The following is a 14,426-nucleotide window of genomic DNA, read 5'->3' as shown; positions in this document are numbered from 1 at the left end:
GAACTCAGATCCCCACAGTGAAGCCGTTGGACCAGACCTGCATCTCCTGCATGAGCGTCGCCCAGACGCCCGTCAGCAGAAGGATTCCGGTCACGATCATCATGCCGCCGCCGATCCGCATGACCCATGCGTAGTGGCGCTTGATCCAGCCGAACGCGCCGAGTGCCTTACGGAAGGCGACGGCCGCCAGGACAAACGGGACGCCAAGTCCGAGACAGTACGCGACGGTGAGTATCGCCCCGCGTCCGGCGGTGCCCTGGTCGAACGAGAGGGTCAGTACGGAGGCGAGCGTCGGGCCGATGCAGGGTGTCCAGCCGATCCCGAACAGAGCGCCCAGCAGCGGTGCTCCGGCCAGTCCGGCCACCGGCCGCTTGTGGAAGCGGAACTCGCGCTGCGTCACTCCGGGCAGCAGCCCCATGAAGAAGATCCCCATGAGGATCATCAGGGCGCCGAGGATCTTGTTGAACACGCCGGAGTGTTCCTGGAGCTCCTGGCCGAAGTAGCCGAAGAGCGCCCCGCTGGAGGCGAAGACCGCGGTGAAGCCGAGCACGAAGAGCGAGGCGCCCGCGACGACCCGGCCGCGCCGGGCCTCGGCCAGGTCGGTGCCGCTGACCCCGGTGACGTAACTCAGATAGCCGGGGACCAGGGGCAGGACACAGGGCGAGAAGAACGAGACCAGCCCGGCGAGGAGGGCGAGCGGCAGTGCCACCAGCAGTGCCCCGCCCTCGACGGTTCCGCTGGACGCGGCGAGCGTGATCACCGGATCACTTCTCCGCGATCAGCGGGTCGATCATCTTGCGCAGCTTCTCCGCGTTCAGGGCCTGGAGCGTGCGGGCGGCGATCTTGCCGTCGCGGTCGATGACGACCGTCGAGGGGATGGCCTGGAGGTTCAGGGTGCCCTTGGGGAAGCGGAGGATGAGCTTCCCGGTCGGGTCGTGGAAGCTCGGGTACGTGACGCCGAAGTCCTTCTCGAAGTTCACCGCCAGGTCCTTCTGGGGGTCCCGGACATTGATCCCGATGAACTGGACGCCCTGGTCCGCGGTCTCCTCCTGCACCTTCACGAAGTGCTTGGCCTCAAGGCGGCAGGGGCCGCACCAGGAGCCCCAGGCGTTCAGGACGATGACCTTGCCCTTGTAGTCGGCGAGGTCGAGCGGCTTGCCGTCCAGGCTCGTTCCGTCGAGCTTCGGCGCGGGGGTCCGGTCACCCTTGGCGACGGTGGAGATGCCCCCGCTGCCGGTGACGAAGTTCGTGCTTCCGCCACCACCGGCCTTGTTGCCGTCCCCGCACGCGGACAGGGTCAGGGCACCGGCCACGGCCGTGGCGGCGAGCAGGGTGAAGCGGCGTCGGGATGCGCGGCCAGAGCTCATGTGAAAAGTTTCGCATGGCAGTTTCCACGATCTCCCGCACCCCCCTCGGTGCCCGTAAAGCCCCTTGTCAAGCCTGTTTAAAGAAGGTGTTCCAGCCGCCTGCGGGCGACTGACCGACCTCCAGCGAACGGAGCTTCGCGAGCACCGCCGGATCTTGCGCGTCGAGCCAGTCGACGAACTGCCGGAAGGAGACGAGGCGCACATCCGGCTTACCGGCGACCTTCTTGATCACTTCTTCCACGGCATCCATATAGATACCGCCGTTCCACTCCTCGAAGTGGTTGCCGATGAAGAAGGGTGCGCGATTGCTCTCGTACGCACGCTGGAAACCGGCGAGATACGCACCGGCGGCCTGGGTGCGCCACCCCGGATAGCGCGAGGGCATTCCCTTGGTCGAGTTCTTCGACTGATTGGCGAGGATGTTGTAGTCCATCGAGAGGACCTCGAAGGAGTGCCCGGGGAACGGCATCCCCTGGAGCGGGAGATCCCACACACCCTGGCGCTTCTCGGGCCACATCTGACGGCCGCCGGGCGAACTCGCGTCGTAGCGCCACCCCAGCTTCTTCGCCGTCGGCAGCAGATTGTCCTGGCCGAGCAGACAGGGGGTACGGCCGCCGATGAGTTCCTTGCGGTAGTCGAAAGGCAGCGGATCGAGGTCGTTCCAGCCGGTGTTGGTCCGCCATTCGGTGACGAACGAGACCGCCTGATTGATCTCGCTGTGCCATTGCGCGGGGGTCCAGTTGCCGACGGAACCGGAACCGCCGCAGAAATGCCCGTTGAAGTGGGTGCCGATCTCATGGCCGTCGGTCCATGCCTGGCGGACGTACTTCAGCGTCTCCTTGACGTGACCGTCGGTGAGATAACCGATGTCGGAGGCGCCGCGGGGGTTGTTCGGCGGCCGGTACAGCGACTTCTTCGACTCGGGCAGGAGGTACAGCCCGGAGAGGAAGAAGGTCATCGCCGCGTCGTGTTCCTTGGCGAGTTCGAGAAAGCGCGGGAAGAGCCCGTTGCCGACCTCGCCCGCGCCGTCCCAGGAAAAGATCACGAACTGCGGAGGCGTCTGACCGGGTTCGAGCCGAACCGGGGCGGAGGGCTGATTCGGCTGCTTTCCGGTATCGGCGGTGGAACCGTCACCGATCAGCCGGACGTCCTTCTTCCCGGCACCGCTGCCGCGGCCGTTCCCGTCCGTGCCCTGGTCGCCCTTGCCGGTGCCCGACCGGCTCTCGCTCCCGGAGCCGAAGGAACCACAGCCCGCGACTCCGATCGCGGCTGCGGCCCCCAGTCCGGCTCCGAGCAGTCCCCTTCGGTTGATCTCGCGCATGCCGTCCCCATCTGCGGTCGTTTTACCTCAAGTCCATACAAACTGGCAGAGGCTTAGATGGGTGAAGCAACACGGGGGTTCCCCCGATTAACATATTTTTCGTTACGCGACTAGACCCTTACGAATCCTGCACATCAAGAGACCAGCCCACATCACCCCCACCGCCACACCGGACCCGTGCACCGCACCACTCAAGCCCGTCCGCACACCAAGCCCGTCCGGCGATTGAGGACAACCCGACGCACGGCCGCACCCGCACAGGCGCATCAGGCCCACCCGGCACACTCAAGCCCGTCCGGCGATTGAGGACAGCCCGGCACGCGACCGCACCCGCACAGACACATCAGGCCCGTCCGCACACCAAGCCCGTCCGGCGATCGAGGACAACCCGGCGCACGGCCGCACCCACACAGGCAAAATCAAGCCCGTCCGGCGATTGAGGACAAAGCGCCCCCGGACGCACCCGGGCAGCCCCCTACCCCCGCCTACGCCCCGAACGCCTTCGACTTCCCCTTCACCGGCTTCGCCCCCGCCAGGAGATGCGTCGGCACCAGATCCCGCGCCGGCTCCGAGTACCCCACCGAAACGATCTTGTCGCCCCGATACGTGAAGCTCGTCAGCGAGGCCAGCGTGCACTGCCGCTTGCGCGGGTCGTGCCACAGCCGCCGCCGCTCGACGAAGGACCGCACGATCCAGATCGGCAGCTGATGGCTGACGCAGACCGCCTCGTGCCCCCGCGCGGCGTCGCGTGCCGCGTCCAGCGCGCCCATCATCCGTACGACCTGCTCGATGTACGGCTCGCCCCACGACGGCCGGAACGGATTCGTCAGGTGCTTCCAGTTGTCCGGCTTGCGCAGCGCCCCGTCGCCGACCCCGAAGGTCTTGCCCTCGAAGACGTTGGCGGCCTCGATGAGGCGTTCGTCGGTGGCCAGTTCCAGACCGTGCGACGTGGCGACCGGGGTCGCCGTCTCCTGGGCCCGCTCCAGCGGGGAGGCGACGACATGGGTGATGTCGCGCTTCTCCAGGTGCTCGGCGACCCGGTCGGCCATCTTCCGGCCGAGCTCGGAGAGGTGATAGCCGGGGCGCCGCCCGTAGAGGACGCCCTCCGGGTTGTGCACCTCGCCGTGGCGCATGAGGTGGACGACGGTGATGTCCTGCGCGCGGTCGGCGCCCTCGCGGTCGGCGCCCTCGCGGTTTCCGTTCTCGCTCATGCGGTGGCCTCCGATGCGGCACGGGCCGCGGCGGGCAGGGCGGCGGCGATCCGCTCGACGGCCTGCGTGTCGTGGGCGGTGGAGACGAACCAGGACTCGAAGGCGGACGGCGGCAGATACACGCCCTGGGCCAGCATCGAGTGGAAGAAGGCGGTGAAGCGGAAGGCTTCCTGCTTCTTCGCGTCCTCGTAGTTGAGGACGGGCTCGTCGGTGAAGAACACGGAGAACATGTTGCTGGCCGCCGACACCGTGTGCGCGACGCCCTCCTTGGTGAACGCCTCGCTCACCAGCCCCCGCAGCTCCGCGGAGACCGCGTCGATCTTCGTGTACGCCGCGTCGTCCAGCAGGCGCAGCTGAGCGAGCCCGGCGGCGGTGGCGACGGGGTTCCCGGAGAGGGTGCCCGCCTGGTAGACGGGCCCGGCCGGGGCGAGGTGCGCCATCACGTCGGCGCGCCCGCCGAAGGCCGCGGCGGGGAAGCCGCCGCCCATGACCTTGCCGAACGTCATCAGGTCGGGCCGGACGCCGTCGACGCCGTACCAGCCGGCCTTCGAAGTACGGAATCCGGTCATGACCTCGTCGGAGATGTAGAGCGCCCCGTTGGCCGCGCAGATCTCCTTGAGCCCGGCGTTGAAGCCGTCCAGCGGCGGGACGACGCCCATGTTGCCGGGCGACGCCTCGGTGATCACACAGGCGATCTCGCCGGGCCGCGCGGCGAACGCGGCCCGCACGGCGTCCAGGTCGTTGTACGGCAGCACGATCGTGTCGCCGGCCTGGGCTCCCGTGACACCGGGGGTGTCGGGCAGCCCGAAGGTGGCGACTCCGGACCCTGCGGCGGCCAGCAGCGCGTCGACGTGCCCGTGGTAGCACCCGGCGAACTTCACGACCTTGGCCCGGCCGGTGAAACCGCGGGCCAGCCGGATCGCGGACATGGTCGCCTCGGTGCCGGACGAGACCAGGCGCACCTGCTCGACGGGCTCGATACGGGAGACGATCTCCTCGGCCAGCGCGACCTCGCCCTCGCCGGGCGTACCGAACGAGGTACCCCGCCCGACCGCGTCCTGGACGGCGGCGATGACCTCGGGGTGGGAGTGGCCGAGGATCATCGGCCCCCACGAGCACACGAGGTCGACGTACTCGCGGCCGTCGGCATCGGTGAGGTACGGACCGGTGCCGGACACCATGAACCGGGGCGTACCGCCCACGGCCCGGAAGGCACGCACGGGAGAGTTCACGCCGCCGGGCGTCACGACGGACGCGCGGTCGAAAAGCGACTGCGAAACTGGGGCTTCGTATGAATACGACACTTTGGTCCTGATCTGCGATTCGGGTGTCGGAGGGCCGGGCCGGAAATCTCGGCCGCCGGTGAGCAGGGAGCGCGCTCTCCCCGTATCACGAAAGGGCGTCGACCCTCTCACGTCTGCGAAACTGAGGCGTCATAGGGAAAGCTCACACATGCCATGGTGTCAGAGGCACGGACGGTCTTGCGGACAGGTGTTTCACCGCACGCCCGTGGGGGAGGTCACTGACACGATGATCGGGTTGCGCGGCGGGGGCTGTGTCTCCTAAGAAGTAGTCGGGTGGATGAGATATGCATCGCGGTGGCGGAGTGGGCGAAGGGACCGACGACCTGGGGCCCGAGCCTGCCCGACGAGGGCGGCACCGGCGCGAGGCTGAGCGCGCACAGGGCAGGCAGGCGGGGAACGCCGCAGGCCCGGGGAGCAGGAGCAGTGGCCGGGTGGGGGTGACCTACAAGTATTTCGGTGCCCCCGACGGGGCCACCGCCGCACGCGTGCCCATTTCGATGCGCCCGGAGGAGCTGGGCGGCGACGAGCTGGGCATGGGCGGCATGTTCAGCAAGATCAAGCCGGAGACGGTGGCGGCCATGGTCCTCACCGGCATCCAGGGCATACCCCTGTACAAGGTCCCCCCGCTCGAACTGGTCGTGCTGCACCCCGACTACGCGGTGGTCAAGCTCCCCATGACGGTCGTCGACCCGCTGCGCGGCGTCGGTGAGGAATCGGTCGGCGCGGCGGCCTTCATCTGGTCCACGGTGCCCGACCGCGGCGGACCGCGCGACGCGTTCAACGTCTACCAGCTGCTCCACGAGTGGCAGGACTTCTCCCACCGGCTGCACGACGCGGGGCACCAGGCGTACTGCCTGGTCTGGCCCTGACCCGAAGCCCGGTCCAGCCCCGAACCGGCACTGATCCGCCCACGCGATGAGGGCCCGGCCGACAGGTGTCGGCCGGGCCCTCATCGCTTTCATCGGCTGTCTCCGTGCCGGTGGATCACCGGATCACATGGATCAGTGGTAGCTGAAGTCGCCCACGGTCCAGGCACCGACGTCCTCGATCGAGACGCGGTACATCCCGCCCGTCTCCGGGATGCCCACCGTGCCCTGCAGGATCCGGGCGACGTGGAAGTGAAGGTGCGTGGGCGGTCCGTCCCTCCGCACGGAGCCACAGGCCGACGTGGAGGACGCGGCCGACGCCGACGTGGCGGGGGCGGCAGAGGCCGACATGGCGGGGGTCGACGCGGTGAAGGTGCCGGAGAACTCGCCCAGCTGGGCCGAATCCGTCAGTACCTCCGCGACACGCCGCCTCCACACCGCTTCGGGGGCCAGGCGGCCGGTGATGACCGTGCCGCCGACAACCACGGTCAGGGACATCTGATTGCTTTGTCCGGACTCCACCATCGTGGCGACGTCAACGAGCAGTTCGTCAGGCTTCGACATGAGAGCGGAGTCTATTCGGGGGTCCGCCGTGCCGGGAGACGGCGCCCGCCCGGCACGGCCGCCGACGGAACGCCCCGCCCCGCAGAACTGCCGCCACCCCGCCCGACCGCCCCACCCTGCCCTGCCGGATCGCCGCCACCCCCGCCCGACCGCCCCGCCCTGCCGGATCGCCGGCGGATCGCCGCCGGTCGCGCGGCGCAGGTGTGCGACGAGCGGACGCGGGAAGGACGCCCCATCACTGGGGTCAAACTATCTGCGTCTCCAGCCCGCCAAAATCTACGCTTGCGAAGATAGACATTACCCCTGAGCGCGGCTATGGTTTCTCTCGTAGCCAAGAACACGAAGGGTCCGGCAGACACGAACTGCCGGGCAGTCGGTGGTGCGCGGTATCTCGGCAGAGGCACCTCGGGGCGCCCGCGCCGAGGAGTTCGGCACTCGGGTCCTCCGCCCGGCCACGCAAGCGGGCGGCGGGACGGTCTGCCGGGCAAGGTGCTCGCAGTTCCAGGGGGCGCCGCCGGCACCACCGGTTCGGCAGAACGTTGACCCAGAAGGAAGACCAGAGGGAAGAACGGAGGAAGCAGGCGCCATCAGGATCGCCCGGGTGAGAAGCACGCAGCCCGGGTACCGCAAGACCCCGGAACGGAAGGTTGGTCCCCGGTCACCGCAATCGCGATCCCCGCGCTCCCGCCCTTCTCCAGGGCGAACCGCGGAAACAGAAGGTCGGCGCGGCACTAGCGTCGGCAGATGGTGTTGAATTTCCTTCGGGGCCCTGGTGCTGTACGGCACCAGGGCCCCTCGACGCGTTCCCAAGAAGAGGTGCAGATGACAGCGGATAATCCGCTCGGCGGCCGACTGGACGATGACGACTACCCCGCCTACACGATGGGCCGGGCGGCGGAGATGCTGGGCACCACGGCCGGCTTCCTCCGTGCCATCGGAGAGGCCCGCCTGATTACCCCGCTCCGTTCCGAAGGCGGCCACCGGCGCTACTCGCGCTACCAGTTGCGGATCGCCGCCCGCGCACGTGAGCTCGTCGACCAGGGCACCCCGGTCGAGGCCGCCTGCCGCATCGTCATCCTTGAGGACCAACTTGAGGAAGCCCAACGCATAAACGCCGAATTCCGCCGCACCGCGGCGGCCGGGCAGGGCGCCGGTGGTCCCGGTGGCTCGGGCGGACCCGGCGTGACCCCTCAGAAGCCCTGAAGCGCGCGCCGGGCGGTGGCCTCCCGCAGTTGCGGAGTCTGCGCCTGGATCAGATGGAACTGCGCCTCCCTGGCCAGCCGCCCCGCCGTGTTGCCGAACTGGACGGCCCTGCCGCCCGCCGCCGCGACACAGGCGGTGGCCGCCCGGACCCCGAGGTCCAGGATCGCGGCCCGGTTCTCGATCCGGGCCGCGACCTCCTCCTCGGGCGCCAGGTCGTCGCGCAGTGCGTACGACTCGGCGCGCAGCCGGACCGCTTCCTCGGCCACCCGGTGGGCCAGGGTCTCGAACGGGGCGCCCGCGCGGGGCGCCGACGCGAGCAACAGGTCGACGGCGGCGCGGACATGGCCGAGGACGGCGGGGTGACAGTTCGCGTTCTCCAGGTCGTAGTCGCGGGCCCAGTCCGACCGGGGCGCGAGGGAGATCACGTCCTCGGGCGGCACGACGACATCCCGTAGTTCCACCGAAGCGGTGTGGGTCCCCTCCATCGCCCAGAGCGCCTGCGACCCCACCGGGACGAGCCCGCTGCCGGGCGCGCAGCCGGTCCGTACGAACAGGGCCCGGTCGTCCGGGGTGACGGCCCCGATGATCGCCACGTCCGCGATGCCCCAGCCGGTCATCCACGGCACCCGCCCCCGCAGCCGCCACCCGTCGTCGGTCTCCTCCGCGGTCACCGGGGGACGCGGGTGCCGCAGGTAGGCGAACCCGGCCGTGGCCAGCGTCCCGCCCGTGAGCAGCGACGGCAGCCACCGGTCTCTCAGCCCGGTGTTGGCGGTCTTCTCCAGCGCCTTCACCAGGGCGTAGTGCTGGGTGAAGACGAACCAGGTGGAGGGATCGACGGCGGACAGGATCTCGTGCACCTCGCGGGTCACCCGGCTCCGCGACGTACCGCTGTCGGGGGCGGGCCGGTAGCTGACGAGACCGTGGGCGCCGCAGCGGGCCAGCGCGTCCAGATGTGAGCGGGTGACGCCCTCCTGGGCGGTCCGCTCGGCGAGGGGCCGCAGCACACCGACCGCCACCTCGGTGACCGCGCGGACCAGCGGCTCGGCCGCCAGCTCCGGCGGGGTGGCCAATGCGGTTCCTTCACCCGGCGCCCCATGCATGCGGCAGTCCCCTCGTCCTGGGTCGGTCACTGGCTCGTACGGTGGATCCACTCTCCCCCGCACCCGCCGTGGGAACACGGTGTATTCACCAAGTGGCCGGACCGCCGCGCACCGGCCCCTCCGACCGCCGTACACCGAATGCCACACGCACACCCACACGCCCCCATGCACATACATGCAGTCATATTCGGCCATTCATTGGCCGAAGAATGATCTTCAGCTGACCTGTCCGACGCGCCGACACGCCGAGGCAGAGGAGATCGACCTGAAGGAGGCACGGTCCCGGGCAGGCGCGGACAAGGGCGGCGAACCCCCCGCCGGGCCTTCCCGGGAACGACCGGCCCCCCGCACCACCGTCCGCCTCCCCGACCGACTACGCGCCCCGCACCCTCCCGGCAAATCCCTGGCCGCCCACGTCCCCCCAGTGGCATCCTGGCGACGTGAACGGACCCGAGATCGCCCTCGAAGTCGCACCGGAACTAAGGCTCTTCGTCGCCCATGAACGCCGCCAGGGCCGGACGGCCGTCACCACGGACGGCGCCTCGACGCTCGGCCATGTCGTGGAGTCGCTCGGCATCCCGCTCACCGAGGCCGGCCACCTGCTCGTCGACGGCCGGCCCGTATCCCCCTCGCACGTTCCGGCAGCGGGCGAACTGATCGAGGTACGCGCCGTGGAACGCCCCCAGCAGGTGTCGGGCGCCCCTCTCCGCTTCCTCCTCGACGTCCATCTCGGCACGCTCGCACGACGGTTGCGGCTCCTGGGCATCGATACCGCGTACGAGAACGAGGACATCGGCGACGCGGCGCTGGCCACGCTGTCGGCGCGGGAACAGCGGGTCCTCCTCTCCCGGGACCGCGGGCTGCTGCGGCGGCGGGAGATCTGGGCCGGGGCCTACGTCTACAGCGACCGGCCCCAGGAACAACTCCGCGACGTACTGAGCAGGTTCGCGCCGGTCCTTGCCCCCTGGACGCGGTGCACCGCGTGCAACGGGACGCTGGCCGAGGCCGACAAGGACTCCGTCAGCACCCGGCTGGAGCACGGCACGCAGCAGGCGTACGACGTGTTCGCCCAGTGCACGCAGTGCGCACGCGTGTACTGGCGCGGCGCCCACCACGGCCACCTGGAGTCGATCGTCGCGGACGCGGTAGGCGAGTTCGGCGGAACGGCGGCGTAGGAGCACCCTGCGGCCACCGGCTCAGAAGACGTACGCGTCCCCGGTGGACGGTGCCAGCACCTCATGCACGTTGTTCTGCGGATTGCGGTCCACCGCGCCCCCGTTCCACACCGTGTCGATGCGCACGACCACCTCGGCGGGCCGGCCCGCGAGCCGCAGATCGAAAGCGGTCCGCCGCTCCTGGCCGTCCGCGGCCAGCGCCCCCGTCCCGCACAGCAGCGCCCGGCTGCCGCCCCGCAGACAGCCCGGCGGCAGCCCCCGCGGGGCGGAGAACGGCTCGGAGAAGCGCAGCCGTACCGTCGCATCCCCCAGATCCGCCGGACCCCGGTTCTCGCTCCGGAGCCAGACCCCGAGCCGGTCGCCCCACAGCGAGACGTGACCGTGGTGGGAGACGTCCGCCCGCAGCCCCGCCTCCACGCGCGGGGCCACCGGGGTGGCCGTGGCCGAACCGCCCGTCCCCGCCGCCGGGATCACGGCCGTCGCCATCATCGCCGCGGCTGCGGACAGCACCAGGAGAGCTCTACGCGTCACTACCATGCCCGGAACATACCGATCGCCGCGAATCATCCCTATTTAATGACCGGCCCGACGCGCCCGCAGCAACCCGCACAGCCCACCGCGCGCCGGGGCACGGCTCGCACCGTCACCACGGCTCGCACCGCCCCCACCGCTCGCGCGGTCCCCCACGGCCCGCACCGCCCCCCACTCACCACCGCATGAAATTCTGCCGTCATGCTCTTCGCCCGCTCCGCCGCCCTGTTCGTCGTCGCCGCCCTCTTCGAGATCGGTGGCGCCTGGCTCGTCTGGCAGGGAGTACGGGAGCACCGGGGCTGGATCTGGATCGGCGCCGGGGTCATCGCCCTGGGCGCGTACGGTTTCGTGGCCACGCTCCAGCCGGACGGCGAGTTCGGCCGCATCCTCGCCGCGTACGGCGGGGTCTTCGTCGCCGGTTCGATCGCCTGGGGCATGGTCGCCGACGGCTACCGCCCCGACCGCTGGGACGTCATCGGCGCGCTGGTCTGCCTGGCGGGCATGGCCCTGATCATGTACGCCCCGCGCGGGCGCTGAACCCGCCGCGGACGGCCCCGCTCCGGCGTCCGCACGGCCGCCGGAACCCGTTCCCGCCGGCCTGCCTATCCTTGGCCCGTACCGATCAGCTGTCCGAGGAGATCGCCATGGCCGCCACCCCCATCGCCGTCATCACCGGCGCGAGCAGCGGCATCGGCGCCGCGACCGCCCGGCAGCTGGCCGCCGCCGGCTACCGCGTCGTGCTCACCGCCCGCCGCGAGGACCGCATCGAGGCGCTCGCGGCCGAGATCACCGCAGCCGGTCACCAGGCGACGGCGTACGCCCTGGACGTCACCGACCGCGCCGCCGTGGACGAGTTCGCCACCGCGTTCGGCAGCCTCGCCGTCCTCGTCAACAACGCGGGCGGAGCGCTCGGCGCCGACCCCATCGCGTCCGGCGACCCGGCGGACTGGCGCCAGATGTACGAGACGAACGTCATCGGCACCCTGAACGTCACCCAGGCCCTGCTCCCCGCCCTCACCGCGAGCGGCGACGGCACCATCGTGGTCCTCACCTCGACCGCGGGCCTGTCCACCTACGAGGGCGGCGGCGGCTACGTGGCGGCCAAGCACGGCGAACACGTCCTGGCCGAGACCCTGCGCCTGGAGATCGTCGGCACCCCGGTCCGCGTCATCGAGGTCGCCCCCGGCATGGTCAGGACCGAGGAGTTCGCGACCACCCGCTTCCGCGGCGACACCGAGAAGGCGGCCAAGGTCTACGCGGGCGTCGACGCCCCCCTGACCGCCGACGACGTGGCCGACACGATCACCTGGGCCATCACCCGCCCCAGCCACGTCAACATCGACCTCCTGGTGGTCCGCCCCCGCGCCCAGGCCTCCAACTCCAAGGTCCACCGAACGCTCTGACCCGACGGGCGGGGTCAGGCGCCGAGGGCCACGGGCCGAGGCCCGATGACCGGGACCGACAGGGCCCGTCAGCCCTTGACGCACACCACCTGCTTGAGCTTCGCCACGACCTCGACGAGGTCCCGCTGCTGATCGATGACCTGCTCGATCGGCTTGTACGCGGCCGGGATCTCGTCCACGACACCGGAGTCCTTACGGCACTCCACGCCCCGCGTCTGCTCCTCCAGGTCCTTCGTGGAGAAGCGCCGCTTCGCCGCGCCACGGCTCATCCGGCGCCCCGCACCGTGCGACGCCGAGTTGAACGACTTCTCGTTCCCCAGGCCCTTCACGATGTACGAGCCGGTGCCCATGGAGCCCGGAATGATCCCGAACTCACCCGCTCCGGCGCGGATCGCGCCCTTGCGCGTGACCAACAGGTCGAGGCCGTCGTAGCGTTCGGCACTGACGTAGTTGTGGTGGCAGCTGATCTCGGGCTCGAAGGTGACCTTCGCCTTCTTGAACTCCCGGCGCACGACGTCCTGGAAGAGCTTCATCATGATCGCGCGGTTGTACTTCGCGTACTCCTGCGCCCAGAAGAGGTCGTTGCGGTACGCCGCCATCTGCGGGGTGTCCGCGATGAAGACGGCCAGGTCACGGTCGACGAGGCCCTGGTTGTGCGGCAGCCGCTGCGCCTGGCCGATGTGGAAGTCGGCCAGTTCCTTGCCGATGTTCCGGGATCCAGAGTGCAGCATCAGCCAGACCGAACCTGTCTCGTCGAGACAGAATTCGATGAAGTGGTTGCCCGATCCGAGCGTTCCCATCTGCTTTGTGGCGCGTTCCTGACGGAATTTGACCGCATCGGCGACCCCATTAAACCGCCCCCAGAAGTCGTCCCACCCCGACGTCGCGAATCCGTGCAGCGAGCTCGGGTCCACCATGTCGCCATGCATCCCCCGGCCCACCGGAATGGCCTGCTCGATCTTCGAGCGCAGCCGCGAGAGGTCACCCGGCAGATCGTTGGCGGTCAGGGACGTCTTCACCGCGGACATACCGCAGCCGATGTCCACACCCACCGCCGCCGGGCAGACCGCGCCGTGCATCGCGATCACCGAACCGACGGTCGCGCCCTTGCCGAAGTGGACGTCGGGCATCACCGCGAGGCCCTTGATCCAGGGCAGTGTGGCCACGTTCTGCAGCTGCCGCATCGCGACGTCCTCGACCGAAGCCGGGTCGGCCCACATCCGGATGGGAACCTTCGCCCCCGGTATCTCCACGTACGACATAACCCCTCGATTCCCCCGAAAAGATGGAAAGCGCAAAACCGGTGCCAAGATCGGCAAATGAGTCGGCCGACCGGCATTCACAGCGGTGCGTGCGATACACATTGTGTCCATCGGCCGCCTCCGAGCGGCAACCTGTTTTCTCGTACCGAAGGGAGCCTGGGACCGTGCGACACATGGCGTACGTACCCGGCGTCGCGCTCCTCGCAGCGCTCGCCGTCGGCTGCAGTTCCGGCTCGGACGGCGACGCCGAGGACGCCGGCAGCAAGCCGGGCAGCCCCACGGTCTCGGCCGCGCCCCCCGGCAAGTACCGCACCCTGCCCGAGGCTTGCCGCGCCGTGCCGCCCGGCACACTGAGGGACCTGCTCCCCGGCACCGCCGAACTGCCGCAGGACCAGCAGGAGAAGGTCTTCCAGGGGGCCCCGTCCGTCACCTATGACACCGATCGCAAGGTCGGCTGCACCTGGAAGTCCCAGGCCCCGGACGGGTCCCGGAACCTGGTCATCGACTTCGAGCGCGTCGTGTCGTACGACCCCGCCGTCAGCGACGACGACCGCGCCCGCGACGTGTACGCGCAGCGGGAGAACGCGGCCGACCTGCCGACCGCCGCCGCGCCCCACGAGGACGAGAAGAAGGACAAGGAGGAGGAGGCGAAGAAGGACAAGGCATCGGTCCCCCCGTCCGGCACCGCCACCACCCCCTCCGCTCCCGCCGCCGACGCCTCGTCCGGCGGCGGGAGCGACACCGACGACCTCCGGCCGCGCGTCCTGGACCACCTCGGAGACACCGCGTTTCTGGATGATCTGCTCACTCAGGCAGGTTCCACCGCACAGCACCGCACCGTAAGCGTGGTATTCCGCACATCGAACGTCATCGTGACGGTCGAGTACACCGAGCAGCCGTCCCTCGTCACCGAGGTGCCCGACAGCAAGGAACTCCAGGAGAAGGCCCAGGCACTGGCCCGGAAGCTGGCCGAGGGGCTCAGCGAGTAGACCCGTCACGGCCGCCGCCGCGCGGGCGGATTCCGGTCCGCCGGGGTCCGCGACCGTGGCGGCATCCGGCCCCCGTCCGTCGTACCGTGGCTCTTCGGCAACACCCCCACCGACCGGCCGCCCGCCGAGA

Annotated in this window: 15 protein-coding genes; 6 read left to right on the top strand and 9 right to left on the bottom strand. The window is 70.0% G+C overall.

Annotation, left to right across the window (positions count from 1 at the left end):
- Positions 1-4 precede the first annotated feature (4 nt).
- The 5 genes from A6A29_RS32105 to hemL all read right to left on the bottom strand — a co-directional run bounded on the left by A6A29_RS32105 (position 5) and on the right by hemL (position 5,203).
- The gene (locus tag A6A29_RS32105; RefSeq protein WP_073725593.1) at positions 5-760 is read right to left on the bottom strand and encodes a cytochrome c biogenesis CcdA family protein; all 756 of its coding nucleotides are present in this window, start codon (positions 758-760) and stop codon (positions 5-7) included.
- Between the two features lie 4 nt (positions 761-764).
- A complete protein-coding gene (locus A6A29_RS32100; RefSeq protein ID WP_073725591.1) occupies positions 765-1,367 on the bottom strand; it encodes a TlpA family protein disulfide reductase in 603 nt (200 codons plus the stop codon).
- 67 nt (positions 1,368-1,434) lie between these two features.
- Positions 1,435-2,688: a hypothetical protein gene (locus A6A29_RS32095; RefSeq protein WP_073725589.1), complete on the bottom strand. Its 1,254-nt coding sequence runs from the start codon at positions 2,686-2,688 to the stop codon at positions 1,435-1,437.
- A gap of 485 nt (positions 2,689-3,173) precedes the next feature.
- Positions 3,174-3,899 (bottom strand): histidine phosphatase family protein, encoded by a 726-nt coding sequence (locus A6A29_RS32090; RefSeq protein WP_073725587.1) that lies wholly within the window; start codon positions 3,897-3,899, stop codon positions 3,174-3,176.
- Positions 3,896-5,203 (bottom strand): glutamate-1-semialdehyde 2,1-aminomutase, encoded by a 1,308-nt coding sequence (gene hemL / locus A6A29_RS32085; protein ID WP_073725585.1) that lies wholly within the window; start codon positions 5,201-5,203, stop codon positions 3,896-3,898. Before hemL ends, A6A29_RS32090 begins: the two co-directional genes overlap by 4 nt.
- A gap of 284 nt (positions 5,204-5,487) precedes the next feature.
- Between hemL and A6A29_RS32080 the strand changes: the two genes are divergently transcribed.
- Positions 5,488-6,072, top strand: coding sequence for a hypothetical protein (locus tag A6A29_RS32080; protein ID WP_073725583.1), 585 nt, complete (start codon positions 5,488-5,490; stop codon positions 6,070-6,072).
- A gap of 132 nt (positions 6,073-6,204) precedes the next feature.
- On the opposite strand, the gene A6A29_RS32075 is transcribed toward A6A29_RS32080, so the two are convergent.
- Positions 6,205-6,633, bottom strand: a complete 429-nt coding sequence (locus tag A6A29_RS32075; protein ID WP_073725581.1) for a hypothetical protein — start codon at positions 6,631-6,633, stop codon at positions 6,205-6,207.
- A gap of 822 nt (positions 6,634-7,455) precedes the next feature.
- Here A6A29_RS32075 and A6A29_RS32070 point away from each other — a divergent pair.
- The gene (locus A6A29_RS32070) at positions 7,456-7,836 is read left to right on the top strand and encodes a MerR family transcriptional regulator (RefSeq protein ID WP_073725579.1); all 381 of its coding nucleotides are present in this window, start codon (positions 7,456-7,458) and stop codon (positions 7,834-7,836) included.
- Here the strand turns inward: A6A29_RS32070 and A6A29_RS32065 are convergent.
- Complete coding sequence (locus A6A29_RS32065; protein WP_079183111.1) at positions 7,824-8,906, bottom strand: acyl-CoA dehydrogenase family protein; 1,083 nt, start codon at positions 8,904-8,906, stop codon at positions 7,824-7,826. The two genes, A6A29_RS32070 and A6A29_RS32065, sit on opposite strands and share 13 nt — an antisense overlap.
- Before the next feature lie 470 nt (positions 8,907-9,376).
- Here A6A29_RS32065 and A6A29_RS32060 point away from each other — a divergent pair, with 470 nt between their 5' ends.
- Positions 9,377-10,111: a Mut7-C RNAse domain-containing protein gene (locus A6A29_RS32060; protein ID WP_073725577.1), complete on the top strand. Its 735-nt coding sequence runs from the start codon at positions 9,377-9,379 to the stop codon at positions 10,109-10,111.
- A 21-nt stretch (positions 10,112-10,132) separates the two neighbouring features.
- Here A6A29_RS32060 and A6A29_RS32055 read toward each other — a convergent pair whose 3' ends face one another.
- Positions 10,133-10,648, bottom strand: a complete 516-nt coding sequence (locus A6A29_RS32055; protein WP_107468371.1) for a hypothetical protein — start codon at positions 10,646-10,648, stop codon at positions 10,133-10,135.
- Between the two features lie 195 nt (positions 10,649-10,843).
- Between A6A29_RS32055 and A6A29_RS32050 the strand changes: the two genes are divergently transcribed.
- Together A6A29_RS32050 and A6A29_RS32045 are read left to right on the top strand one after the other, a co-directional pair.
- Positions 10,844-11,179: a YnfA family protein gene (locus A6A29_RS32050; RefSeq protein WP_073725575.1), complete on the top strand. Its 336-nt coding sequence runs from the start codon at positions 10,844-10,846 to the stop codon at positions 11,177-11,179.
- Between the two features lie 107 nt (positions 11,180-11,286).
- Positions 11,287-12,045 (top strand): SDR family NAD(P)-dependent oxidoreductase, encoded by a 759-nt coding sequence (locus A6A29_RS32045; RefSeq protein WP_073726470.1) that lies wholly within the window; start codon positions 11,287-11,289, stop codon positions 12,043-12,045.
- Positions 12,046-12,113: 68 nt separating this feature from the next.
- On the opposite strand, the gene A6A29_RS32040 is transcribed toward A6A29_RS32045, so the two are convergent.
- A complete protein-coding gene (locus A6A29_RS32040; protein WP_073725573.1) occupies positions 12,114-13,307 on the bottom strand; it encodes an RtcB family protein in 1,194 nt (397 codons plus the stop codon).
- A 173-nt stretch (positions 13,308-13,480) separates the two neighbouring features.
- Here A6A29_RS32040 and A6A29_RS32035 point away from each other — a divergent pair, with 173 nt between their 5' ends.
- On the top strand, positions 13,481-14,296 hold the full coding sequence (locus A6A29_RS32035) for a hypothetical protein (RefSeq protein ID WP_073725571.1): 816 nt from the start codon (positions 13,481-13,483) through the stop codon (positions 14,294-14,296).
- The last annotated feature ends 130 nt before the right edge of the window (positions 14,297-14,426 follow it).

This window comes from Streptomyces sp. TSRI0281, assembly GCF_001905125.1.
Lineage (GTDB): Bacteria > Actinomycetota > Actinomycetes > Streptomycetales > Streptomycetaceae > Streptomyces.
This window is presented reverse-complemented; position numbering and strand designations above follow the sequence as displayed.

Excerpts from the sequence above, each read along its gene's own strand:
- A6A29_RS32100 (WP_073725591.1), bottom strand. The coding sequence starts at position 1,367 with ATGAGCTCTGGCCGCGCATCCCGACGCCGCTTCACCCTGCTCGCCGCC.
- A6A29_RS32095 (WP_073725589.1), bottom strand. The coding sequence starts at position 2,688 with ATGCGCGAGATCAACCGAAGGGGACTGCTCGGAGCCGGACTGGGGGCC.
- A6A29_RS32090 (WP_073725587.1), bottom strand. The coding sequence starts at position 3,899 with ATGAGCGAGAACGGAAACCGCGAGGGCGCCGACCGCGAGGGCGCCGAC.
- A6A29_RS32080 (WP_073725583.1), top strand. The coding sequence starts at position 5,488 with ATGCATCGCGGTGGCGGAGTGGGCGAAGGGACCGACGACCTGGGGCCC.
- A6A29_RS32075 (WP_073725581.1), bottom strand. The coding sequence starts at position 6,633 with ATGTCGAAGCCTGACGAACTGCTCGTTGACGTCGCCACGATGGTGGAG.
- A6A29_RS32070 (WP_073725579.1), top strand. The coding sequence starts at position 7,456 with ATGACAGCGGATAATCCGCTCGGCGGCCGACTGGACGATGACGACTAC.
- A6A29_RS32055 (WP_107468371.1), bottom strand. The coding sequence starts at position 10,648 with ATGGTAGTGACGCGTAGAGCTCTCCTGGTGCTGTCCGCAGCCGCGGCG.
- A6A29_RS32050 (WP_073725575.1), top strand. The coding sequence starts at position 10,844 with ATGCTCTTCGCCCGCTCCGCCGCCCTGTTCGTCGTCGCCGCCCTCTTC.
- A6A29_RS32045 (WP_073726470.1), top strand. The coding sequence starts at position 11,287 with ATGGCCGCCACCCCCATCGCCGTCATCACCGGCGCGAGCAGCGGCATC.
- A6A29_RS32040 (WP_073725573.1), bottom strand. The coding sequence starts at position 13,307 with ATGTCGTACGTGGAGATACCGGGGGCGAAGGTTCCCATCCGGATGTGG.
- A6A29_RS32035 (WP_073725571.1), top strand. The coding sequence starts at position 13,481 with ATGGCGTACGTACCCGGCGTCGCGCTCCTCGCAGCGCTCGCCGTCGGC.